The organism is Rhizobium aureum (genome assembly GCF_030182495.1).
Lineage (GTDB): Bacteria > Pseudomonadota > Alphaproteobacteria > Rhizobiales > Rhizobiaceae > Rhizobium > Rhizobium tropici_C.
On record NZ_JAQJCI010000011.1, the window covers coordinates 76,037 to 96,590 of the forward strand.

Consider the following 20,554-nt stretch of genomic DNA (forward strand, 5'->3'; position numbering starts at 1 on the left):
AGGCGCGGATCAGAGCAGGCTGTCGATAAGCTTCGACATGGCACCAACAGACATGTCCCCTGCGTAGCGCTTGCCATTGATCAGGAAGGTCGGCGTGGCATTGACGCCGAAATCCTTGGCTGCGCGTTCCCGTACTGAGTTGACATCATCCAGAAGCTTCTGGTTCGTCAAGCATTTCGTGAAGCTATCCTCAGTAAAACCAGCGAGTTTCGACATCTGCAGCAGTGCAGCGCGGCCATCGACGTCAGGCGAGGCCCAGGCGATCTGCTGCTTGAACAGCATTTCGACCATCGGCATGTACTGTTCCTGCGGGGCGCAGCGGGCCAGCATGAAGGCTGCGGCAGCGCGCGGATCGAACGGGAATTCGCGGATGATGAAGCGAACCTTGCCCGTATCGACGTATTTCTGCTTGATCGTGTCGAAGGTCGTGACGGCAAAATGCGCGCAGTGCGGGCAGGTCAGCGACATATATTCGACGATCTTGACGGGCGCATCTTCCTTGCCGAGTGCGATCTCCGGCAGCGGGCCGGGTTTCAGCACTTCGTTCATGTCGACATTGCCATCCGAAGGCGGCACTTCATCTTCTGCAGTTGCGGCGGATGCGGTGCCTGCAACGGCAGAAAACGCCACGGAGAGGGCTGCAACGGCAGAGCCGCCCAGCAGGTGGCGTTTGGTCAAGAGCATGTCGGACATCGGCATAGAGTCACCCGTCGTTGAAAGAGGTCTTCGAATGTTTCATGCGATATAACGGCAGCTTGCCGCTAACAAGGCACGGTTGGCCAACTTTCTTCAAAGAATTGTGACCTGGGAAAGACAAAAAGCTGAAATTGCCTTCGGAATCGATGCGGATGTATGAGAATTCAGTGTTCGTCGAGCAAGATCGATGGGATATTTTGCCCAGCATAAAAGAGACGTAGAATAACGACCTGCTCGTTCTTTATGTGATAAGCGGCGGTAACCCGCCGCTCAAATACCATAATACGAACACCTGGACCTAAACCCTCGCGTTGAGGCCCTCGGGCCGCCATTGTCTTAAGTGTTTCGCACTGCTCCCGAAGCCTTCGGATAAATGACAACGCGCGGCTCGGACTATCTTTCGCAATGAACTCATAGATGCCAATAACGTCTTCTTCGGCAAGAGCACTGAAAGAGACCTTATATGTCACGACCGGCGGCTTTCATTCGCTCGGCATGAATTCTTTCAACTTTATCAAAAACCTCATCCGCATCTCTGCCAGGTCTCGGGTCATCGAGCGCCTCCCGGATCTTTGCACGCATTAGTTGATTGATGACTTCTTCTTCACGGTCCAATGCCCTCAAAGCAGCGCGTAGAACTTCACTGGCGGAATCGTAAGCGCCCGATTCCAGCCGGGCATCCACACTACGCTGCTGGTTACCCAGTGTAACCGTGATCGGCTTGCTTCTTCGCATATCCAGCTCCTCGTAGACATTTCGCCTTGAGTATGACAGTGTCATTACCAGAAAGGCAAGCCCGGATTATCCCCTATCGCCGCTTCCAGGCCATCGCCGTGCCCAGGCGCTGAACGGCAGCTCTGATCTTCTCATCCTCGATGCCGTCCATCATGTCAGCCAGCTTGCGGGCCGCCTCGCCCTTCAGCGGCGGCGGTGTGCGCGAACGCTTGGATGCGACTGAGACCGGCTTCTGCACGATGCGGATCTGATTGACGGCATAGAAGCCGAAGAAGCTGTTGATGCGCTGGATGAGTTCGCCTTGCGCATGGGTCAGGAAGAGCGCGCGGGCGCCTTCGCAGGCGATCGTCAAGACACCTGGCTGAAACCGGTCATCTATGCCGGGGCCTGTTCGCTTTGCCCAGGCGATCTTTTCCGGCCGCGTGCAGTCGGCAAAATCCTCGCCGGCGATCTCGTCCCAACAGCCAAGCAGCGTCGTGTTGATGCCCGCGCGCTTTGCCAGCACCGGATCGACGATGCCGTTGGTCAGCTCGGAAATCTGCTTTTCGCCTTTTCGGGGATAACTCATTTCAACCGGGTCTCTACACAGGCTTTATGCGTCAGGCACCTTGATCGCCCGACGCAGCTTGGCCAAGTATAGAGCACTTCCCCTCGACGCGGCAAATCATGACCACGACTTTAGAATCCCCCACGGCCGCATCGCTGCTTGCCTGGTACGACCGACACCACCGTGACCTGCCCTGGCGGGTCTCGCCGCCGATGGCCGCGCGCGGCGTCAAGCCGGACCCCTATCGCATCTGGTTGTCGGAAGTGATGCTGCAGCAGACGACCGTGCCGGCGGTCAAAGCCTATTTCGCGAAGTTCCTCGAGCGCTGGCCGACGGTTGATGATCTCGCAGCCGCCGCGAACGACGACGTGATGGCCGCCTGGGCCGGGCTCGGCTACTACGCGCGCGCCCGCAACCTGAAGAAATGTGCCGAAGCCGTTTCCGCCGATCATGGTGGCCGCTTTCCCGATACCGAGGATGGCTTGCGCGCGCTTCCCGGCATCGGCGACTACACCGCTGCCGCCGTCGCCGCGATCGCGTTCAATCGCCAGGCAGCCGTGATGGACGGCAATGTCGAGCGGGTAATTTCCCGTCTCTACGCGATTTCGGCGCCGCTGCCGGGCGCCAAGCCGATGATGAAGCAGAAGGTAGCGCTGCTGACGCCCGCCGACCGGCCGGGCGATTTTGCTCAGGCGATGATGGATCTCGGCGCGACGATTTGCACGCCCAAACGCCCGGTCTGTTCGCTCTGTCCCTTCAACGGCGCTTGTCAGGCGCTGGCCGGGCATGATCCCGAACGTTTCCCGGTCAAGGCGGCCAAGAAGGAAAAGCCGGTGCGCCAGGGCGCGGCCTTCGTCGCCGTCAATGACGAGGGTGAGATCTTCCTGCGCCGTCGCATTGAAAGCGGGTTGCTCGGAGGGATGACCGAGGTTCCGACAACGGGATGGACGGCGCGGATCGACGGCGAGACCGGCATCGGGGCCGCCCCCTTCCCCGCCGATTGGCAGCCCGCGGGCATGGTGACACATGTCTTCACGCATTTCGAACTGAGATTGTCGATCTGGCGTGCCAAGTCGGTGTCGCAGAGTGACAACCATGACGGATGGTGGGCGCCGGTTACAAATCTTGAAGACCAGGCACTGCCAACAGTCATGAAAAAAGCGATCGCGCAGGCTATTCCCAATGCGTTCGCAAAAAGCCTTTAAATCAGATGCAGGAATTCATTTATGACGACGGAAATACGGCATATCGTTTTCGATATCGGCAAGGTTCTCATCCACTATGATCCAAACCTTCCCTACAGCCGGATCATTCCGGACGATGCCGAGCGCGAATGGTTTTTCGCCAATCTCTGCACTCATGAATGGAACCTCGAGCAGGATCGCGGCCGCACCTGGGCAGACGCCGAGGCCCTGCTGATCGCCGATCATCCCGAACGGGAAGAACAAATCCGCAGCTTCCGTAAATATTGGCATGAGATGGTTCCGCATGCCTATGACGACAGCGTTTCCATTCTGGAACAGTTGATCGCGGAAGGTCGCGACGTCACCATGCTGACCAATTTTGCCTCCGACACCTTTCGCGAGGCGCAGGAGCGCTATCCCTTCCTCAAGAAGCCGCGCGGCGTGACGGTTTCCGGCGATATAGGCCTGATCAAGCCGGATGTCGCGATCTATGATACCCACGCCAAGAGCTTCGGTCTCGACCCGGCCTCAACGATCTTCATCGATGATTCCTATCCGAACGTCGAAGGTGCGCGGGCTGCCGGCTGGCATGCAGTTCACTTCACCGGTGCCGAGAAGCTGCATAGCGATCTCGCCGCCCATGGCATAAAGGTTTGAGCCGATGATCTTTGACCCTGCAGAACGTATCGATCTGTTCCATGACGCAATCAATCGCCTCGACTATGAGGCGATCGAGAATTTCTTCGCAGAGGATGCCACCTATGTTTCGAACGGCGTCGGCAGCCTCGCCGGCCGCGCTGCGATCATGGAAGCCTTCCGCGGCTATTTCGATACTTATCCGGACCAGACCGCGTCCAATTCCCTGGTGGAGACGTTGACGCCGCTTTCGGGCCGTGCGGTCTGGTCGGTTCGCGCCACCAACAGCAAGACGGGCAAGCCGCTGATCCGCGAGGGCGAGGAAACGATCACCTTCGATGAGGACGGCCGCGTCGTGCGCGTCGATGTCACGGATTACCAGGACTTCTAAAATCTGAAGCTAAAGACGCGCAAGGCCTTGCCGGATAGATCGTCCGGCAAGGCCCTGCGCATTTCACCTTCTTCCCTGACTGGAGGTACACGGCGGAAGAAGGCGGATATGTTTGCCGGAGATGGCTGAGGCTACTCCACCTTCGCCAGGTCACTGCGGATGATGGCTCTGAGTTCGTCGATCGGACGCAGGGAACGGCCGTCGTCGAAATGCCAGAACATCCACCCGTTGCAGGCATCAAGGCCCTGGACCTTCGCGCCGAGGCGATGAATGGAACCGGCCTCACCGCCGGAAGCAACCGTGCCGTCGGCCCGCACGATGGCGCTATAGCGGCGCTTCGCATCGGTCAGCACCTGGCCGGGCTTGACGAGGCCGCTTTCGATGAGCGTATTGAAGGCAACCCGCACTTCCGCCTTCTTGCCGGTCATGACGGTCAGTTCCGCCTTGCCGAGCGGCTCGACGGCGGCGATACGGGCGCTGGCCGCATCGATATAATCCTGCTCGCGCTCGATGCCGACGAAGTGGCGGCCGAGGCGCTTGGCAACGGCGCCGGTCGTGCCCGATCCGAAGAAGGGATCGAGAATGATGTCGCCGGGCTTAGACGAGGCCATGATGACCCGGGCAAGCAGCGCTTCCGGCTTCTGTGTCGGATGAACCTTCTTGCCGTCGTCACCCTTCAGCCGCTCGTTGCCGCTGCAGATCGGAAACAGCCAGTCGGAGCGCATCTGCACGTCGTCGTTGGCGGCCTTCATTGCGTCGTAATTGAAGGTATAACCCTTCGCCTTGGCGTTCGGGCTTGCCCAGATCATCGTCTCATGCGCGTTCTGGAAGCGGCGGCCCTTGAAATTCGGCATCGGATTGGTCTTGCGCCAGACGATGTCGTTGAGGATCCAGAAGTTCAGATCCTGCAATGTCGCGCCGACGCGGAAGATATTGTGATAGGAGCCGATGACCCAGATCGTGCCCGTCGGCTTCAACACGCGGCGGCAGGCGAGCAGCCAGGCGCGGGTGAAGGCGTCATAAGCTTCGAAGGAGGCGAACTGGTCCCACTCGTCATCGACGGCGTCGACCAGCGACTGGTCCGGACGATGCAGCGTGCCGCCAAGCTGGAGATTGTACGGCGGGTCGGCGAAGATGACGTCGACGGATTGATTGGGCAGTGCCTCAAGAGCGGCCACGCAATCGCCCTTGATGATCGTGTCGATCCAGGACCCCGGAACGGCTGAAGTCCTGAGGTCGGCAAGCGGGAAAACTGACGCCATGTGATACTCGCTGTTACACTTACTCGGTGCTCTTAACTGAGTGTTATGGTTACCTAACTTGGTTACCAAAGGCTAAAGCGGCGTCATATTTTCTGCATTCCCGACGAAACCGCCGGGTATGCAGGCCTTGTCGAAAGGCGCTATCGCGTTGAAAGCCCTAAATATCGTGGACTGCGTGACTGTCGTCGGGTGCTTCTGCTCGTTCCGTCATACCGTAATCGCGAAGCACCTGCGCGACACGCAAGCGATAATCGGCAAAGACCGTCTTGCGCCCCGCTTTCTGGGCGGCGCGATGGGCCTCGCGGTTTCGCCATTCACGAACGGCCGCCTCGTCGCGCCAGAAGGACAGCGACAGGATCTTACCCGGTTGAGTGAGGCTTTCGAAGCGCTCGATGGAGACGAAGCCTTCGATGGTTTCGAGTTCGGAGCGCAGCCTTGCCGCGATGTCGAGGTAGTGCTGACGTTCGTCGGGATGGGGAACGACTTCGAAAATAACTGCGATCATGGCGATATCCTCGGAGCATGCGGCAGCGAGACATTCTTCACGAAAATGCGGTCTTCCTGCAAGATGAAGCGCTCGCGTCGGGCAAAATCGAAATTTGCCTGCGCCAGCGGATCGGTGGCGAGGCTCTTGCGATAGGCCTCGTAGGCGGCGAGATTTTCGATGTTGTAGATGCCGTAGGCGGTCGTCAGTGACCCCTCATGCGGGGCGAAATAGCCGATCAGGTCCGCGCCGTTGCGCGGGATGACCTGGCCCCAGGCTTTGCCATACTCTGCGAAGGCGTCCTGCTTGAACGGATCGATCTGATAGCGGATGAAACAAGTGATCATTGGCTTTCTCCTTTGCTGATGGCACTGTTCTCGCACATTGCAGGACGGAGATGGTTCGGTTACGATCGAAGTATGAAGGAAGGTCCAGACATAGCACAGATCGGCTCGCTGATCGGCGATCCCGCGCGAGCGAATATACTGACGGCGCTGATGGGCGGCCGGGCGTTGACGGCAACGGAACTGGCGGCGGCTGCCGGCGTGACGTTGCAGACCGCCAGCGCCCATCTTTCCAAGCTCGAAGCGGGCGGCCTGCTGGCACAGCGCAAGCAGGGCCGTCATCGCTATTTCACGCTAGCGGATGATCGGGTCGGCAAGCTGCTCGAGGGCATCATGGGTTTTGCAGCCAGCCGCGGCCATTTGCGCCATCGTCCCGGCCCGAAGGAGCCGGCGCTGCGCAAGGCGCGCATCTGCTACGACCATCTGGCCGGCGACTACGGCGTACGCATGCTCGACAGCCTGATCGAGGCAGGGTCGATCTTCGCCGTGGGCGAAGGTCTGAGCCTGACAGCCATCGGCGAGAAGCATTTGGGATCGATCGGCATCGACGTTTCCGGATTGCGCTCAAGCCGCCGCCCGCTTTGCCGATCCTGCCTGGACTGGAGCGAGCGGCGCGCGCATCTCGCCGGCAGCCTTGGGAAGGCGCTGCTTTCGAATTTCCTGGACAAGGGATGGGCGCGGCGCACCGAAAACAGCCGCTCGATCTTCTTCACGCCCGAGGGCGAGCGCCGCTTTCTGGCGCTCTTTCCACTTGAGTTGAGCGATGGCGCCCGGCAGCCAGAGGCCTCGCAGCCAGGGCTGACTAACACGCCTTAGGCTGCCTTGATCAGGACACCGCTGAAATTGCTTGCAGCAATGCGGCTGCAGAGCTCACCCCATTCACAGCCGATGCAGGCATGGCGGATTTCACCGCTGGCGAAATTGCGACGGAGCTTAGAAAGCAGGACGGCATCAGGCACCAGCACCGCGCCTATACCGATCTCTTCGCCTAACAAGGCCGCGACATCGGCAAGGGCAGCCGTATCCCGCTCGACGACGGAAGCCTTGAAGCAGTGCGGCTCCTCCCCGTTCAGGAGCGGAGCGCAGATGTCATCGGGGCCGGAGACGAGTTTGATCTCCTCCCCTTCCGACAGCCGCTCGGCGATGCGGCGATAATTGTCGGTGAAGGCCGAGGTATAGCCTTCACCGACGAAGGTCAGCATGCAGAGCAGATGGTGGGCGCGAAGCCTGACGGTCAATTCAGACGCGCCTTGCCGCTATAGACCTGGATGGTCTTCAGCACCGTCGCTGCAAGCGCGGACTTGAGAACGGCGCCGAGGACAAAGGGCGCGACGCCAAGCAGCCAGCCTTTTTCCGCACCGATCAGCGTTGCAAGCCATGCGCCGCCGATCGCGAGGCAGAGAATGTTGGCCGAGAGATGCGCAAGGAAGCTACGCACGACGCGATTGCCGCTCCAACCTCGCTCGGCAAGCCAGCCGACGAGGGCGGCAATGATCGGGAAGGATGCGAGATAACCCGCCGTCGGACCCATGAAGGACGCAATGCCGCCTGCCCCGCCGGCGAGCACCGGAAAGCCGATCGCAGCTTCGCCCAGCCACGCGAGAACGGTGACCGCACCAAGACGCCAGCCATAAAGCGCACCGATCATGGTAATCGCGAATGTCTGCATGGTGATCGGCACCGGCACCATCGGCACTGCGATTTGCGATGCCAAAGCCAGGATCAACGTTCCGGCGAGAACGAACACAGCCTTGGTAACAAGCGAACGCTGACCAAGGCGAAGCGGATCGAAAGCGACTTCATCTTGATGCTGCAACAGGGACATAGGCTCTCCTTTCAAAATTATAGATAATTTTTAGTCTCATCTATTTTATGAGAGAGATCGCGAAATCAGGCAAGTGGCAGCGACACCAAATTCCGGTAAAGCTCGGGAGTGCGTTGAAAAATAAGGCGAATAAAAATCAGAAAGCACAGGGGACCACAGCCGGGCGTCGAACGAAATGCAGCGATGCCAGGATGGCGGACATTCTCTGTGAGAGTCGTCGTCCAAGAAGCTTCGACCCTCCGCCTTAAAATTATCTATAATTTTCAGCCAACGATTGCGAAAGCTTCGCGCGTCGATCCGGAAGGCGTGCGGACCGGCGCGCGGCCGATCCACTGCACATGCTTCTGGAGGATTGCGGCAGCCTCGTCGGCCCGCCCCTGGCGAAGCACGGCTAGAATGGCGCGATGGTCGTGATCGGTGCGTTTTTCCCAGCCGGATTGCCAGGCTGAGAAGAGAAAGCGAGCGCTGGCGGCATGCAGGTCATCGATGGCAGCCAGCAGGCGCGCCATGCCGCAGGGTGCCAGGATCAGCCGGTGGAAGCGGCGATTGGCCTCCTCCCAGGCGTGGACATCGCCGGCGGCATCGCCGTCACGCGTCGCCTGCTCGGCCTCGTCCAAAATGGCAGGCGTCAGATGCGGGGCCGCATGCCTGAGTGCAAGGCCTTCAAGGGCCGCCCGCATCTCCGCGACCTCGCGGACTTCCTTGAGATCGAAGGAGGCGACGCGCACGCCGCGACGCGGAAGGCTGATCGCCAGTCCTTGCGCCTCGAGCCGCCGGAACGCTTCGCGCACGGGCACATGACTGGTGCCGAACTCCTCGGCGATGTGATCCTGCCGCAGGCGGGCATCGGGCGCGATCTCACCGCGGATGATGCGGTCGGCAAGCACCCGGCTGATGCGGCTGGCAATGGTGTCGTCGCGCTCCTTGGCCATGGCCGATCCTTAAAGGCGGGTCAATCCGATGTCGAGGGCCGATGTCGAGTGCCGATGTCGAGCGACAAGAAATCGTCATCACCTCTTTTGCGCATTTCGACCCTTTCGCTCACTGCAGCGCAGCCATGCCCGCCAATTGGTTGAGCTTTGCGGGCAGATCGTGTAAAGCCCGACCGTCATTTTCCAGAGCATGCTCCGAACCATCGACGGCCTTCCCTGAAGCATGCCGAATCCAGCCCATATCAAAGGCAGTACCTCTCATGAGCAACGGCTTCGACCTCATCATCTTCGACTGCGACGGCGTTCTGGTCGATTCGGAAATCATCGCGGCACAAGTCGAATCCAAACTGCTGACCGATGCGGGCTATCCGATCAGCACCGAGGAAATGGGCGAGCGCTTCGCCGGCATGACCTGGCGCAACATCCTGTTCGAAGTCGAGCGCGAGGCCAGCATCCCCCTCTCCGCTTCGCTGCTCGACAAATCGGAAAAGCTGCTCGACCTGGCGCTTGCCAGCGACGTTCAGCCTATCCCTGGCGTTCCGCTGGCGCTGTCGCGCCTGCCGATGCCGCGCTGCATCTGCTCGAATTCCAGCTCCGAACGGCTTGAGATGATGCTGACGAAGGTCGGCTACTTCAAGCTGTTTGCTCCTAATATCTTTTCCGCCAAGGATCTCGGCGCCGACCGCGTCAAGCCCAAGCCGGACATCTTCCTGCATGGCGCCAAGCAGATGAATGTCAGCCCGGCCAATACGATCGTCGTCGAGGATTCGGTTCACGGCGTTCAGGCGGCGCGTGCCGCCGGCATGCGCGTCATCGGCTTCACCGGCGCATCGCACACCTATCCGTCTCACGCCGATCGGCTGACCGACGCCGGCGCCGAAACCGTCGTCAGCCGCATGGCCGACTTGCCGGGCGTCGTCATGGCGCTCGCCGAATGGGACGGCGTGCTCTGAGGCAATAGGCAATAAATGTTGCGGCTATAGTGCCGGCGGCAGCAAGGACAAGGTGATCTTTTCCTACTGCCTACTGCCTACTGCCTACTGCCTACTGCCTACTGCCTACTGCCTACCGCTTGACTCCAACCTTAGTGACGCTTCTTGCGCGCTGGCTTCTCGCCCTTTGCCGGCTTCTGCGGGCCTTGATCGAAACCGATCTGGACGATGGTGAAGCCGCCGGAACCGCCGGCAACCTGGATATCGTCGTCGGTGAAGAGGAACTGCGCCGTGGTTTCGCCCGGCGGAATCTCCGCAGTATACATGATGGTCTTGCTATAGAGCGCATTGTCATTGTCCATGACGGCGACATGGATCGGCAAGGTGACCTTGCCGGAGCTGCCCATCGGCCCGGCAACCAGGCGCCCTTGCGCGACGACATGAATGCCGAGGCTGGCGCCGTCGCTGGTGCACTGGCGGGTCGCCTGCGCCAGCGAAGCCTGATAGACTAGCTGGTTCGGATCGTCCTTGGCGCCCTTGGCGTAGGTGCGATAGACCGAATCCTCGTCGCGGATGACGGCCTGCGGGCATTTGCCGGCAACATAGGTCTGACCACCGGTCGGAGCCGCCGTCGCGGCACTCGCTTGCGGTGCCACCGTGACGTCCGTTGCCGGCTGTTTTTCACTATTGCCGCCAATACCGAGAGTGCTGCAACCCGTCAGCAATGTCAGAAGCGAAGCGGAGAAAAGACGACGCGAAACCTTGCCAAACACTATTATTCCACCCTCTCCATATATTTCACATTATCGGCCTGCAGCCTGTCAAACGGGCCTTTTATGACACTTGGCGATGGTCTATACCAGCGACGCAGCGAAAAATCGATTGGGTAGACACCGTTTTGGCTCACTTTTCGAGATCGACACATTGCCATAGACAGCCGCCGCATGGCGCCGTTCTCACGCGCCTTGCGCAAACGCGAAAACCACGCGGCTGATCCGACGCAAAAAGACAGGCCGCCGTCGCTTCGTTCCATTACCCTCTCAATCGATCACTCAGGCAATTTTGCGACCAAAGGAATTCTAAGACCGTGGATTACATCTCAACGCGGGGAGAAGCCCCTGCCCTTGGCTTCTGTGACGCTCTTCTGGCCGGCCTTGCCCGTGACGGCGGGCTTTACGTTCCCCGTGAGTGGCCTGTCCTGACGAAGAAGGAAATCCGCGCCTTTCGCGGCAAGAGCTATCAGGAGGTCGCTTTCGCGGTCCTCTCGCCCTTCACCAACGGCGAGATCCCCGCCGACGTCTTTCGCGGCATGATCGACGATGCCTACGCCACTTTCCGGCATCCCGCGGTGGCGCCGCTCGTCCAGACCGGGCCAAACAGCTTCGTCATGGAACTCTTCCACGGCACCACACTCGCCTTCAAGGATGTCGCCATGCAGCTGCTGGCGCGGCTGATGGATTACGCGCTGGAGAAGCGGGGCCAGCGGGCGACCATCGTCGGCGCCACCTCGGGCGATACCGGTGGTGCGGCGATCGACGCCTTTGCCGGGCGCGAGCGTACCGACATCTTCATCCTCTTTCCGCATGGGAAGGTCTCGCCGGTGCAGCAGCGGCAGATGACCACCTCGACGGCGGCGAATGTGCATGCATTGGCGATCAAGGGCAATTTCGACGATTGCCAGAACCTCGTCAAAGCCATGTTCAACGACGCCGCCTTCCGCGACAAGGTCAAGCTTTCCGGCGTCAATTCCATCAACTGGGCGCGAATCATGGCGCAGGTGGTCTATTATTTCACCACCGCGGTCGCTCTTGGCGGCCCGGACAGGAAGATTTCCTTCACCGTGCCGACAGGCAATTTCGGCGATATTTTCGCCGGCTATGTCGCTAAGCGCATGGGCCTTCCAATCGAGCGCCTGGTCATCGCCACCAACGAGAACGATATCCTGGCACGCACGCTGAAGACAGGCCGCTACGAGATGCGTTCCGTCAAGGCAACCACCTCTCCGTCGATGGATATCCAGATTTCCTCCAACTTCGAACGGCTGCTGTTCGAAGCCAACGGCCGCGATGCATCCAAGGTGCGCGCCGCCATGGAGAGCCTGAAGCAGTCGAACGGCTTTTCGATCAGCGAAGAGGTCCTGAAGTTCATCAAGAAGGACTTCCGCGCCGGTCGCGCCAGCGAGAAGCAGGTGGCCGAAACGATCCGCAAAACCCTTGCCGACACGGGCTATCTGCTCGATCCGCATACGGCGATCGGAGCCTTCGTCGCCGCGAAGAACGAGCGTCCCAGCAGCCCGATGGTAACGCTCGCCACCGCGCATCCTGCAAAATTCCCCGCCGCAGTAAAATCCGCATCCGGTATTGACCCGGCGCTTCCGACGTGGCTTGCTGGTCTGATGACCAGGGAGGAGCGTTTCGACATTCTCGATCCGGAACTTAAAGCCGTTGAAGGCTTTATCGGCAAGCACGCCCGGGCCGGGGAGTAACAGACGCGGAAAGACAAGCGATGACAGTGGAGTGCACCCGGCTTGCGTCCGGGCTGACAGTAGCAACCCAATCGATGCCACACCTTGAAAGCGTGGCACTCGGCGTTTGGATCAAATCGGGCTCGCGTAACGAGACGGAAGCAGAACACGGTATCGCGCATCTGCTCGAGCACATGGCGTTCAAGGGCACGGGACGGCGCTCCGCCCGGCAGATCGCCGAGGAAATCGAGAATGTCGGTGGCGAAGTCAACGCTGCCACTTCGACCGAAACCACATCCTATTATGCCCGCGTTTTAAAGGATCACGTGCCGCTGGCCGTCGATATCCTTGCCGATATCCTGACGGAGTCCGCCTTCGACGAGGAAGAGCTGGCGCGCGAAAAGCAAGTCATCCTGCAGGAAATCAATGCGGCGAACGACACGCCCGACGATGTCGTCTTCGACAAGTTTTCCGAAGTCGCCTATCGCGGCCAGACACTCGGGCGCGCCATTCTCGGCACGCCGGAGACGGTCGTCTCCTTCTCGCCGGAACAGATCCGCCATTACCTCGGCCGCAACTATACGACCGATCGCATGTTCGTCGTGGCGGCCGGCGCTGTGGATCATGAAAGCTTCGTACGTCAGGTCGAGGAACGCTTCTCCAGCCTGCCGACGAAACCGTCCGCTCCGCCCGTTATCGAGCCTGCCCGCTATATCGGCGGCAATATCCGGGAAACGCGTGACCTGATGGATGCGCAGATCCTGCTCGGCTTCGAGGGACGCGCCTATCACACCCGCGATTTCTATTGTTCGCAAATCCTCGCCAACATCCTCGGCGGCGGCATGTCCTCGCGCCTGTTCCAGGAAGTGCGCGAATTCCGCGGCCTCTGTTATTCGGTCTATGCCTTTCATTGGGGCTTCTCCGACACGGGCATCTTCGGCATCCATGCCGCGACCGGCGGCGAGAACCTGCCGGAACTGCTGCCCGTCATCATCGACGAGCTGCACAAGTCGTCTCATGATATCCAGCAGCAGGAAATCGAGCGCGCCCGCGCCCAGATCCGGGCTCAGCTGCTGATGGGCCAGGAAAGCCCGGCCGCCCGCGCCGGTCAGGTCGCCCGGCAGATGATGCTTTACGGCCGCCCCATCCCGAACCAGGAGATGCTGGAACGCCTGGAAGGCATCACCATCGATCGTTTGACGGATCTTGCCGGCCGTCTGTTCTTCGATACAGTACCGACGCTTTCGGCGATCGGGCCGCTGGAGCAGCTCGCGCCGATGGAAGACATCGTCACGTCACTGTCGTCACCGGCCCCTGCTTCCAAAAGCGCAAGCGGCTAAGGGCATGCCGCGAGCCTATGGGTTCAATTCTCGGGGGAGTGCTTGGCGGCATGCAAAAATCTGTCTTTCGGTTTCTCTCACGTCATTCGGACGCGGTTGAACTCGAAAACGATACATATTTGCTGCGCCTGCCGCGCTACTCCGATTTCAACCAATGGCATAGGCTCCGGGCGGAGAGCCGCCGCTTCCTGGAACCCTGGGAGCCGACCTGGCGGCATGACGAGCTGACGGAGGGCGCCTATCGGGCCCGCATCATCCGCGGCAAGCAGGAATATAGTTCCGGCCAGGCGATACCGCTGTTCATCTTCCTGCGGGAAAACATGACCCTGGTTGGCGGGATTACGATCGGCTATATTCGCCGCGGTGCCGCGCAGAGCTGCATGATCGGATATTGGATGGGCGAGCGTTATTCCGGTCAGGGCCATATGTTCGCCGCACTTCAATTGGTTATACCCTATATCTTTTCCGGACTTGAGTTGCACCGAATTGAAGCAGCCTGTATTCCGGACAATGAGCGTAGCATGCGGCTTTTGCAAAAAGCCGGTTTCCAGCGGGAAGGTCATTTGCGCGGTTATCTTAAAATCAACGGTCAGTGGCGCGACCATGTGATGTTTTCAAGGTTGGCATCCGACGCCAACCCGAACCGAAACCTCGACAAGCGATGATCGCCGGATTCACGCAGACGGGAACGATGGCCCGGCGGCTATGTGCTGTTATCGCGACGCTTGCGGCCACCGTGATGCTGTTGATCGCCGGAATGGCGCATGCGGCAGAGCCCGTAAAAATTTCGCGCGACGATACCGCTCTCGATCTGACGGCGACGACGGAGATCTACAGAAATCAAGGTGAAGCCTTCCAGGTTTCGACGGCGGCCGGCGCCGATGGCATCCGGCGCCGCATCGAGGTCCGCTCCTCCTCGCCGAACCACCAGGGCGACTGGGCGGTCTTCGCGCTCGCCAATGTCTCCGAAGAGCAGTTGGAGCGCGTCATCGTTGCTCCGCATTTCCGCCTGGTGAATTCGAAGGTCTTCTGGCCCGATCTCGGCTCGCAGCGCATCGTCGCGATCACGCCGAGCGAAGGTTTCGCGCTCGACCGACAGCCGAGCGACGAGGCCGATGTCTTCCGCATCACGCTGAACCCTGGTGCCGTCGTCACCTTCGTTGCCGAGCTTTCGTCGCCGAACCTGCCGCAGCTCTATCTCTGGGAACCGAACGCCTACAAGGATACAGTCAACGCCTTCACGCTCTATCGCGGCATCGTGCTCGGCATTGCCGGCCTGCTGGCGGTGTTCCTGACCATCCTTTTCGTGGTCAAGGGCACGTCGATGCTGCCGGCGACGGCGGCTCTCGCCTGGGCCGTGCTCGGCTATATCTGCGTGGATTTCGGCTTCCTCGGCAAGCTCATCACCATAACCTCCGGCGACCAGCGAATATGGCGCGCCTGTGCGGAGGTGGCGCTTGCATCGAGCCTGGTGATCTTCCTGTTCACCTATCTCAATCTCAATCGCTGGCATGCCCATCTCGGCTACGTGACGCTCGCCTGGGTTCTCGGCCTCGCCCTGCTCTTCGGCGTGGCGATCTACGATCCATCGATCGCGGCCGGCATTGCACGGCTGTCGCTGGCGCTGACCGCAACGGCGGGTCTGCTGCTCATCATCTATCTCGGCTTCAGCCGCTATGATCGTGCCATCCTGCTCGTGCCCGCCTGGGCGCTGATCCTCGTCTGGCTGTTCGGAGCCTGGATGACGGTCATGGGCAAGCTCGACAACGACATCATCCAGCCTGCGCTCGGCGGCGGCCTCGTCCTCATCGTTCTGCTGATCGGCTTCACAGTCATGCAGCACGCCTTTGCCGGCGGCGCCTTCCAGCAGGGCCTGTTCTCGGATCTGGAACGGCAATCCCTGGCGCTGACGGGCTCCGGCGATACAGTATGGGACTGGGACGTCGCCCGTGACCGCGTCGTGACGACGCCCGATATCTCGATGAAGCTCGGCCTTTCGCCCGGCACCATGCATGGCGCGGCGCGCAACTGGCTGCCGCGGCTGCATCCCGACGATCGCGATCGGTTCCGCGCCACACTCGACGTGCTTCTGGAACATCGGCGCGGCCGGCTGAACCATGAATTCCGAATTCGTGCCGAAGACGGGCATTTCCACTGGCTGTCAATCCGCGCCCGGCCTGTGCTGGGGTCGAACGGCGAGATCATCCGCTGCGTCGGCACGATCGTCGACATTACCGAACAGAAGAATTCAGTCGAACGGCTGCTGCACGATGCCGTCCACGATAATCTCACCGGATTGCCGAACCGCCAGGTCTTTCTCGACCGCCTGCAGGCCGTTCTGACGCTGGCTTCCGATGGAAATCAATTGCGGCCGACGGTCATGGTCATCGACATCGATCGCTACAAGCTCGTCAACGATACGCTGGGCTTTGCCGCAGGCGACAATATCCTGATCGCGCTGACCCGTCGCCTTCGCCGCCTGATGAAGCCGCAGGATACGCTGGCGCGTCTTTCCGGTGACCAGTTCGGCCTCATCCTCGTTTCCGAACGCGATCCAGCCAAGGTCGCCGACTTTGCCGACGCGATCAGCAAGGCGATCATGGTGCCGATCAATTTCGCCAATCGTGAAATCATCCTGACGGCATCGGTCGGGCTGACGTCGTGGGTCGACCAGCAGGAAAATGCGGCCGGCATGCTGAGCGATGCGGAACTCGCCATGTATCGCGCCAAGCGCGCCGGCGGCAATCGCGTCGAGCCTTTCCAGCCGGCTTTCCGCAGCTTCGGCACCGACCGGCTGCAGCTCGAAACCGATCTGCGCCGCGCCGTCGAGCGCAAGGAACTTTCGCTGGTCTATCAGCCGATCGTCCGCCTGGAAGATGCCGAGGTCGCAGGCTTCGAGGCGCTGATGCGCTGGGAGCATCCCAAGCGCGGCAATATTCCGCCAACGGAATTCATTCCGATCGCGGAGGCTTCCGACATCATCGGCCCGCTCGGCATGTTCGCGCTCGAACAGGCGACCAACGACCTGAAGGCATGGCAGCGACAGACCGGCGACCTGCCGCTGTTCGTCTCCATCAACCTTTCCAGCGTGCAGCTGCTCAACAACGAGCTTTACGACGATATCCGTGCCCTGCTTGCCAAAACCCATTGCGACCCAAACCGTATCAAGCTGGAGCTGACGGAATCGCAGGTGATGGAGAATCCGGAACAGGCGCGGCTCGTGCTCGACAAGCTGCGCGACGCAGGCATCGGTCTGGCGCTCGACGATTTCGGCACGGGCTATTCGTCGCTCGCCTATCTCACCCGCTTCCCCTTCGACACGATCAAGCTCGACAAGGCGATGGTCCGCGACGACAGCGACAAGAAGGCTGTTCTTCTGCGTTCGGTTATTTCCATGGCGCGCGAACTCAACATGCGCGTGGTCGCCGAAGGCATCGAATCCGAAGAGGATGCGCTGGAACTGGCCAAGATCGGCTGCACCTACGGCCAGAGCTTCATCTTCGGCCCGCCGATGGGATCGGATTCGGTGCTCCGTCTGTTGAAGGAACGGTTTCCGCTGACGAAACGCGCCTAGTCCCTCCCCCTACTCGGCGCCGATGGATCGCAGCGCCGCTCAGGCACTGGCGATCAGTTCCCTTACATAGTCGAGCTTCGCAACCACCGGCGGCGAGAGGATGAAGGGATAGGAATCCGGCTGTCCCATGCTGCGCTGGATGGAATTGATCGCCACGCTCAACGGGATCCAGGCATTGACGAGCTGTTCGGCGCTTTCAGCCTCATAGGGATTGAAATCCACCTCCGCGGCCATGTCGTGATAGCGATAGGGGTCGATCGCCAGTCCGAAGGAACGCGCCGTTTCCAGCGTATCGACGATATGCAGATAATGGGCGAAGCACTCGGCAAAATCCTCCCACGGATGCGCACTAGCATAGGCGCTGATGAAACTCTCCTGCCAGTTCGCGGGAGGGCCATTGTCGTAATGGGCCTGAAGCGCCGCACCATAATCGGCGCGCTCATCGCCGAAGACAGCGCGGAAGCCGTCGAACCGTCCGCGGTCGCGAACAAGCTTGTTCCAGATGAAATGACCCGTCTCGTGGCGGAAGTGACCGAGCAAGGTGCGATAGGGCTCGTTCATGGAGGCGCGCGTCTGCTCTCGCGTGACATCATCCGCCTCGGCGGCGCGAATGGCGATCAACCCTTCCTCGTGGCCAGTCATGGCCGGGACGACGGTACCGCCCTGCACTTCATCCTCGAGGAAATCGAAAACCAGGCCACCATCCGGATCCTGCTGCCGATCGGGATGCGGCAAATTCCAGCGGAGCAAGGAATAGAACAGATGCCTCTGCGCCTGACCGATACGCCGCCAGCGATCTATACCCTGCTGCGTATCGGTATTCGGTACCAGCCGATTATGACGGCAAGCGACGCAAAAGGGCTGCGGATCGCCAGTATCGACGAGCCAGTTGCAGATGTCGAGCTCGGCATTGGCGCAGAAGCGCACAGGCCTCTCAGGCTCGGAAACAGGATGCCATGTCACATCGTCGACGGCGTCGAGTGCATAGATCGCCAGGCGATCGGGAACGAAGCCGAGCTGATGGCCGCAGCGGACGCACTGCCTATTGTCGAAATGGACGGGCTGGCCGCAATGGTCGCAGGTGAAAAGCCGCATGCTCCCCTCGGAAATGCAAGATTGGCGAGAACAAAGAGCCTGCCACGTTTCCGTAACAGGCTCTTCCTCCCAACATCGCTGCTACGACGTCAATTCAGACGGAACAGCGAGCACGGATTGGAATATACAACAGCCGGTCACATCCGGTCGACCGCGCCTTTGACCTTGTCCTTGGCCTTGCCAACGGCGGTCTGCATCTTGCCCTTGGCTTCCTGCGTAGCGCCCTTGGCGCGCATGTCCTTGTTGTTGGTCGCCTTGCCGGTCATCTGCTTGGCCTTGCCGGCGATTTCGTTCACCTTACCGGATACCTTGTCGGTCGTGCTGCTCATGTCTGACGCCTCCCTGGCTGGCACGGCGGAATTGCCGTTGCGCTGCCGGGGAAACGTCACATCGGCTATTTCGTTCCGAAACAACGCAAATCAGCTCAACTGTGGCCAGCGTGCGGCGACAGCATTGCGGCGTTGATGCCCATGAGGGCCAAGGCCCGATCATATTTGTTATCGAGGCTGCGGTCGAAGATCAGTTCTTCGTTCGCCGGGCAGTTCAGCCAGCCATTATTGCCGATCTCCGCCTCGAGCTGACCGGCACCCCAGCCGGCATAACCGAGCAGCATCGTCGCACGTTTCGGACCGCTTCCCTTGGAAATAGCCCGGACGATATCGAGCGTCGCCGTCAGGCTTATATCGTCACTGACCGGAATGCTGCTGTCGCTGATGTAATCGTCGGAATGCAAGACGAAGCCGCGCCCGCTTTCAACCGGACCGCCGGTCTGGATGGGAAAATCCCGTGCGCCTTGCGGAAGCACGATGGCATCGTCGTCCTTGATCATTTCGAGATGCAAGAGGACATCGGTGAATGTCAGCTTCTGGGCCCGATTGATGACGAAACCCATGGCACCTGCGTCGGAATGGGCACAGATATAAACCACCGTCCGGTGAAAGTTCCGATCCTCCATGCCCGGCATGGCGATCAGGAACTGACCGTCGAGAAAACCTCTTTCGCGTCTATTCTTCAGCGTCGATAGGGACATCGTGCCTCCTGACCGCAGTCTCCAACTGCACCGCCTTTAATCAAGATGGGGCAATGTCATAAATCAATCAACTGAAAATGATCATTTCCCTCTTCCGTCATGCTGGCCCCCGGCAATTCGATCCGTTAAATCCTTGTTTCATGATTGGAATAAGCACTCCGATACGCCTCTCGGCATTGTTCGCCGCCTCTCTATTCACCGCCGCAACGGCCCATGCCGCCATGAGCGAATGGATGGACAATCAAGGTGGACGCATGCGCCTGATAGCGCTTGCGCCTGGCGCGGAAGGACATATCCGCGCCGCCCTGCAGATCGAACCGGCGCCCGGCTGGATCACCTATTGGCGCGAACCGGGCCAGGGCGGAATTCCGCCTCAGGTGACGCCGGCACCCGATAGCGGCGTGACGCTGGAAAAGGCCGGCTATCCTGTGCCGAAGCAGATCACGGTCGGCAATATCAAGGAGATCGGCTATGATGCGCCGGTGATCTTGCCGCTCGATTTTCGCGTGACCGGCAAGACGCCGGCGGAACTCAAGCTGACCGCTTTCGTAGGCCTGTGCAAGGAGATCTGCATCCCCTTCCAAGCTGATTATTCGTTGCCGCTGCCGGCCGGCGAGCAGCCGACGACACATGAACTCGCCCTGCTGGATGCTGCCAGAGCACTGCTGCCGGAAGCCCCTTCATCCCATTTCGCTGTTCAGAGCCACAAAATCTCCGCCGATGCCAAGACGCTTTCGCTGCAGCTGGCATTGCCGGAGGCAACCGGCGATGCGCCAACGATCTATGTGACGGGACCATCGGGCTATGTGTTCTTCCAGCAAATGAACGCAAAACGGGATGGGAGCACCTTCTCGACCGATATTGAGATCGGCAAGCTGCCGAAGAATTATGATCCGAAAGGCAAGAGCTGGGGCATTCTGATCGTCGACGGCGATCGGGCGATGGAAACCAGCCTTGTGCTTGAATAGGCCGGACCTGGAGTATTTGTATCTATGCATCCGGGCGGAAAACCGCTGCGCACTTTTCCTGGAATTGCTCTATAGTTTCCTGCACCCGCTTCAAACCATCGGCGGCGCAGCAGCG

24 protein-coding genes are annotated in these 20,554 nt (G+C 60.1%); 10 read left to right on the forward strand and 14 right to left on the reverse strand.

The genetic code is table 11. From position 1 onward, the window contains the following. Positions 1 to 9: 9 nt before the first annotated feature. From PH552_RS22645 to PH552_RS22660, 4 genes are all read right to left on the reverse strand, one after another. Positions 10 to 699, reverse strand: coding sequence for a DsbA family protein (locus tag PH552_RS22645; RefSeq protein WP_112341232.1), 690 nt, complete (start codon positions 697 to 699; stop codon positions 10 to 12). A gap of 161 nt (positions 700 to 860) precedes the next feature. Then, the gene (locus tag PH552_RS22650) at positions 861 to 1,166 is read right to left on the reverse strand and encodes a type II toxin-antitoxin system RelE/ParE family toxin (protein ID WP_112341231.1); all 306 of its coding nucleotides are present in this window, start codon (positions 1,164 to 1,166) and stop codon (positions 861 to 863) included. Further along, the gene (locus PH552_RS22655; protein WP_112341230.1) at positions 1,156 to 1,431 is read right to left on the reverse strand and encodes a type II toxin-antitoxin system ParD family antitoxin; all 276 of its coding nucleotides are present in this window, start codon (positions 1,429 to 1,431) and stop codon (positions 1,156 to 1,158) included. The genes PH552_RS22650 and PH552_RS22655 overlap by 11 nt, the downstream gene beginning before the upstream one ends. Before the next feature lie 73 nt (positions 1,432 to 1,504). Beyond that, positions 1,505 to 1,999 carry a DUF721 domain-containing protein gene (locus PH552_RS22660; protein WP_113250064.1) on the reverse strand — a complete coding sequence of 165 codons (495 nt, stop codon included), beginning with the start codon at positions 1,997 to 1,999 and terminating at the stop codon, positions 1,505 to 1,507. Positions 2,000 to 2,094: 95 nt separating this feature from the next. Here PH552_RS22660 and mutY point away from each other — a divergent pair, with 95 nt between their 5' ends. The 3 genes from mutY to PH552_RS22675 are packed head-to-tail and all read left to right on the forward strand — an operon-like array spanning position 2,095 to position 4,189. Continuing rightward, a complete protein-coding gene (gene mutY / locus PH552_RS22665; protein ID WP_113250065.1) occupies positions 2,095 to 3,183 on the forward strand; it encodes an A/G-specific adenine glycosylase in 1,089 nt (362 codons plus the stop codon). Positions 3,184 to 3,204: 21 nt separating this feature from the next. Further along, positions 3,205 to 3,819 carry an HAD family hydrolase gene (locus PH552_RS22670; RefSeq protein WP_112341227.1) on the forward strand — a complete coding sequence of 205 codons (615 nt, stop codon included), beginning with the start codon at positions 3,205 to 3,207 and terminating at the stop codon, positions 3,817 to 3,819. Between the two features lie 4 nt (positions 3,820 to 3,823). Further along, positions 3,824 to 4,189, forward strand: coding sequence for a nuclear transport factor 2 family protein (locus tag PH552_RS22675; protein WP_112341226.1), 366 nt, complete (start codon positions 3,824 to 3,826; stop codon positions 4,187 to 4,189). 131 nt (positions 4,190 to 4,320) lie between these two features. Here PH552_RS22675 and PH552_RS22680 read toward each other — a convergent pair whose 3' ends face one another. The 3 genes from PH552_RS22680 to PH552_RS22690 all read right to left on the reverse strand — a co-directional run bounded on the left by PH552_RS22680 (position 4,321) and on the right by PH552_RS22690 (position 6,282). Continuing rightward, positions 4,321 to 5,451 (reverse strand): site-specific DNA-methyltransferase, encoded by a 1,131-nt coding sequence (locus PH552_RS22680; protein WP_112341225.1) that lies wholly within the window; start codon positions 5,449 to 5,451, stop codon positions 4,321 to 4,323. Between the two features lie 157 nt (positions 5,452 to 5,608). Next, positions 5,609 to 5,956, reverse strand: coding sequence for an antibiotic biosynthesis monooxygenase family protein (locus tag PH552_RS22685; protein WP_112341224.1), 348 nt, complete (start codon positions 5,954 to 5,956; stop codon positions 5,609 to 5,611). Continuing rightward, a complete protein-coding gene (locus PH552_RS22690) occupies positions 5,953 to 6,282 on the reverse strand; it encodes an NIPSNAP family protein (protein ID WP_112341223.1) in 330 nt (109 codons plus the stop codon). Before PH552_RS22690 ends, PH552_RS22685 begins: the two co-directional genes overlap by 4 nt. 72 nt (positions 6,283 to 6,354) lie before the next feature. On the opposite strand from PH552_RS22690, the gene PH552_RS22695 reads away from it, so the two are divergent. Beyond that, complete coding sequence (locus PH552_RS22695; RefSeq protein ID WP_112341222.1) at positions 6,355 to 7,095, forward strand: ArsR/SmtB family transcription factor; 741 nt, start codon at positions 6,355 to 6,357, stop codon at positions 7,093 to 7,095. On the opposite strand, the gene PH552_RS22700 is transcribed toward PH552_RS22695, so the two are convergent. The 3 genes from PH552_RS22700 to PH552_RS22710 all read right to left on the reverse strand — a co-directional run bounded on the left by PH552_RS22700 (position 7,092) and on the right by PH552_RS22710 (position 9,036). After that, positions 7,092 to 7,517 (reverse strand): DUF1284 domain-containing protein, encoded by a 426-nt coding sequence (locus PH552_RS22700; RefSeq protein WP_112341221.1) that lies wholly within the window; start codon positions 7,515 to 7,517, stop codon positions 7,092 to 7,094. The two genes, PH552_RS22695 and PH552_RS22700, sit on opposite strands and share 4 nt — an antisense overlap. Beyond that, entirely contained in the window at positions 7,514 to 8,104 is a 591-nt protein-coding gene (locus PH552_RS22705; protein WP_113250066.1) for a biotin transporter BioY, read from the reverse strand. Before PH552_RS22705 ends, PH552_RS22700 begins: the two co-directional genes overlap by 4 nt. A gap of 263 nt (positions 8,105 to 8,367) precedes the next feature. Continuing rightward, positions 8,368 to 9,036, reverse strand: coding sequence for a GntR family transcriptional regulator (locus PH552_RS22710; RefSeq protein ID WP_112341219.1), 669 nt, complete (start codon positions 9,034 to 9,036; stop codon positions 8,368 to 8,370). 260 nt (positions 9,037 to 9,296) lie between these two features. On the opposite strand from PH552_RS22710, the gene PH552_RS22715 reads away from it, so the two are divergent. Continuing rightward, positions 9,297 to 9,989 carry an HAD family hydrolase gene (locus PH552_RS22715; RefSeq protein ID WP_112341218.1) on the forward strand — a complete coding sequence of 231 codons (693 nt, stop codon included), beginning with the start codon at positions 9,297 to 9,299 and terminating at the stop codon, positions 9,987 to 9,989. A gap of 131 nt (positions 9,990 to 10,120) precedes the next feature. Here the strand turns inward: PH552_RS22715 and PH552_RS22720 are convergent, their stop codons facing one another. Then, the gene (locus tag PH552_RS22720; RefSeq protein ID WP_112341217.1) at positions 10,121 to 10,741 is read right to left on the reverse strand and encodes a hypothetical protein; all 621 of its coding nucleotides are present in this window, start codon (positions 10,739 to 10,741) and stop codon (positions 10,121 to 10,123) included. A gap of 314 nt (positions 10,742 to 11,055) precedes the next feature. On the opposite strand from PH552_RS22720, the gene thrC reads away from it, so the two are divergent. The 4 genes from thrC to PH552_RS22740 are packed head-to-tail and all read left to right on the forward strand — an operon-like array spanning position 11,056 to position 17,346. Continuing rightward, the gene (thrC, locus tag PH552_RS22725; protein ID WP_112341216.1) at positions 11,056 to 12,453 is read left to right on the forward strand and encodes a threonine synthase; all 1,398 of its coding nucleotides are present in this window, start codon (positions 11,056 to 11,058) and stop codon (positions 12,451 to 12,453) included. A 20-nt stretch (positions 12,454 to 12,473) separates the two neighbouring features. After that, positions 12,474 to 13,772, forward strand: a complete 1,299-nt coding sequence (locus tag PH552_RS22730) for a M16 family metallopeptidase (RefSeq protein ID WP_112341215.1) — start codon at positions 12,474 to 12,476, stop codon at positions 13,770 to 13,772. 50 nt (positions 13,773 to 13,822) lie between these two features. Continuing rightward, positions 13,823 to 14,437 (forward strand): GNAT family N-acetyltransferase, encoded by a 615-nt coding sequence (locus PH552_RS22735; protein ID WP_112341214.1) that lies wholly within the window; start codon positions 13,823 to 13,825, stop codon positions 14,435 to 14,437. Beyond that, a complete protein-coding gene (locus PH552_RS22740) occupies positions 14,434 to 17,346 on the forward strand; it encodes an EAL domain-containing protein (protein WP_112341213.1) in 2,913 nt (970 codons plus the stop codon). Before PH552_RS22735 ends, PH552_RS22740 begins: the two co-directional genes overlap by 4 nt. Positions 17,347 to 17,385: 39 nt before the next feature. On the opposite strand, the gene PH552_RS22745 is transcribed toward PH552_RS22740, so the two are convergent. From PH552_RS22745 to PH552_RS22755, 3 genes are all read right to left on the reverse strand, one after another. Further along, positions 17,386 to 18,441, reverse strand: a complete 1,056-nt coding sequence (locus tag PH552_RS22745; protein WP_112341212.1) for a zinc-binding metallopeptidase family protein — start codon at positions 18,439 to 18,441, stop codon at positions 17,386 to 17,388. A 137-nt stretch (positions 18,442 to 18,578) separates the two neighbouring features. After that, the gene (locus tag PH552_RS22750; RefSeq protein WP_112341211.1) at positions 18,579 to 18,770 is read right to left on the reverse strand and encodes a CsbD family protein; all 192 of its coding nucleotides are present in this window, start codon (positions 18,768 to 18,770) and stop codon (positions 18,579 to 18,581) included. Between the two features lie 95 nt (positions 18,771 to 18,865). Then, the gene (locus PH552_RS22755; protein WP_112341210.1) at positions 18,866 to 19,471 is read right to left on the reverse strand and encodes a YqgE/AlgH family protein; all 606 of its coding nucleotides are present in this window, start codon (positions 19,469 to 19,471) and stop codon (positions 18,866 to 18,868) included. Between the two features lie 140 nt (positions 19,472 to 19,611). On the opposite strand from PH552_RS22755, the gene PH552_RS22760 reads away from it, so the two are divergent. Next, positions 19,612 to 20,439 (forward strand): protein-disulfide reductase DsbD domain-containing protein, encoded by an 828-nt coding sequence (locus PH552_RS22760; RefSeq protein ID WP_112341251.1) that lies wholly within the window; start codon positions 19,612 to 19,614, stop codon positions 20,437 to 20,439. The last annotated feature ends 115 nt before the right edge of the window (positions 20,440 to 20,554 follow it).

Excerpts from the sequence above, each read along its gene's own strand:
- PH552_RS22645 (WP_112341232.1), bottom strand. The coding sequence starts at position 699 with ATGCCGATGTCCGACATGCTCTTGACCAAACGCCACCTGCTGGGCGGC.
- PH552_RS22655 (WP_112341230.1), bottom strand. The coding sequence starts at position 1,431 with ATGCGAAGAAGCAAGCCGATCACGGTTACACTGGGTAACCAGCAGCGT.
- PH552_RS22660 (WP_113250064.1), bottom strand. The coding sequence starts at position 1,999 with ATGAGTTATCCCCGAAAAGGCGAAAAGCAGATTTCCGAGCTGACCAAC.
- PH552_RS22670 (WP_112341227.1), top strand. The coding sequence starts at position 3,205 with ATGACGACGGAAATACGGCATATCGTTTTCGATATCGGCAAGGTTCTC.
- PH552_RS22675 (WP_112341226.1), top strand. The coding sequence starts at position 3,824 with ATGATCTTTGACCCTGCAGAACGTATCGATCTGTTCCATGACGCAATC.
- PH552_RS22680 (WP_112341225.1), bottom strand. The coding sequence starts at position 5,451 with ATGGCGTCAGTTTTCCCGCTTGCCGACCTCAGGACTTCAGCCGTTCCG.
- PH552_RS22685 (WP_112341224.1), bottom strand. The coding sequence starts at position 5,956 with ATGATCGCAGTTATTTTCGAAGTCGTTCCCCATCCCGACGAACGTCAG.
- PH552_RS22690 (WP_112341223.1), bottom strand. The coding sequence starts at position 6,282 with ATGATCACTTGTTTCATCCGCTATCAGATCGATCCGTTCAAGCAGGAC.
- PH552_RS22695 (WP_112341222.1), top strand. The coding sequence starts at position 6,355 with ATGAAGGAAGGTCCAGACATAGCACAGATCGGCTCGCTGATCGGCGAT.
- PH552_RS22705 (WP_113250066.1), bottom strand. The coding sequence starts at position 8,104 with ATGTCCCTGTTGCAGCATCAAGATGAAGTCGCTTTCGATCCGCTTCGC.
- PH552_RS22710 (WP_112341219.1), bottom strand. The coding sequence starts at position 9,036 with ATGGCCAAGGAGCGCGACGACACCATTGCCAGCCGCATCAGCCGGGTG.
- PH552_RS22715 (WP_112341218.1), top strand. The coding sequence starts at position 9,297 with ATGAGCAACGGCTTCGACCTCATCATCTTCGACTGCGACGGCGTTCTG.
- PH552_RS22730 (WP_112341215.1), top strand. The coding sequence starts at position 12,474 with ATGACAGTGGAGTGCACCCGGCTTGCGTCCGGGCTGACAGTAGCAACC.
- PH552_RS22735 (WP_112341214.1), top strand. The coding sequence starts at position 13,823 with ATGCAAAAATCTGTCTTTCGGTTTCTCTCACGTCATTCGGACGCGGTT.
- PH552_RS22740 (WP_112341213.1), top strand. The coding sequence starts at position 14,434 with ATGATCGCCGGATTCACGCAGACGGGAACGATGGCCCGGCGGCTATGT.
- PH552_RS22745 (WP_112341212.1), bottom strand. The coding sequence starts at position 18,441 with ATGCGGCTTTTCACCTGCGACCATTGCGGCCAGCCCGTCCATTTCGAC.
- PH552_RS22750 (WP_112341211.1), bottom strand. The coding sequence starts at position 18,770 with ATGAGCAGCACGACCGACAAGGTATCCGGTAAGGTGAACGAAATCGCC.
- PH552_RS22755 (WP_112341210.1), bottom strand. The coding sequence starts at position 19,471 with ATGTCCCTATCGACGCTGAAGAATAGACGCGAAAGAGGTTTTCTCGAC.
- PH552_RS22760 (WP_112341251.1), top strand. The coding sequence starts at position 19,612 with ATGATTGGAATAAGCACTCCGATACGCCTCTCGGCATTGTTCGCCGCC.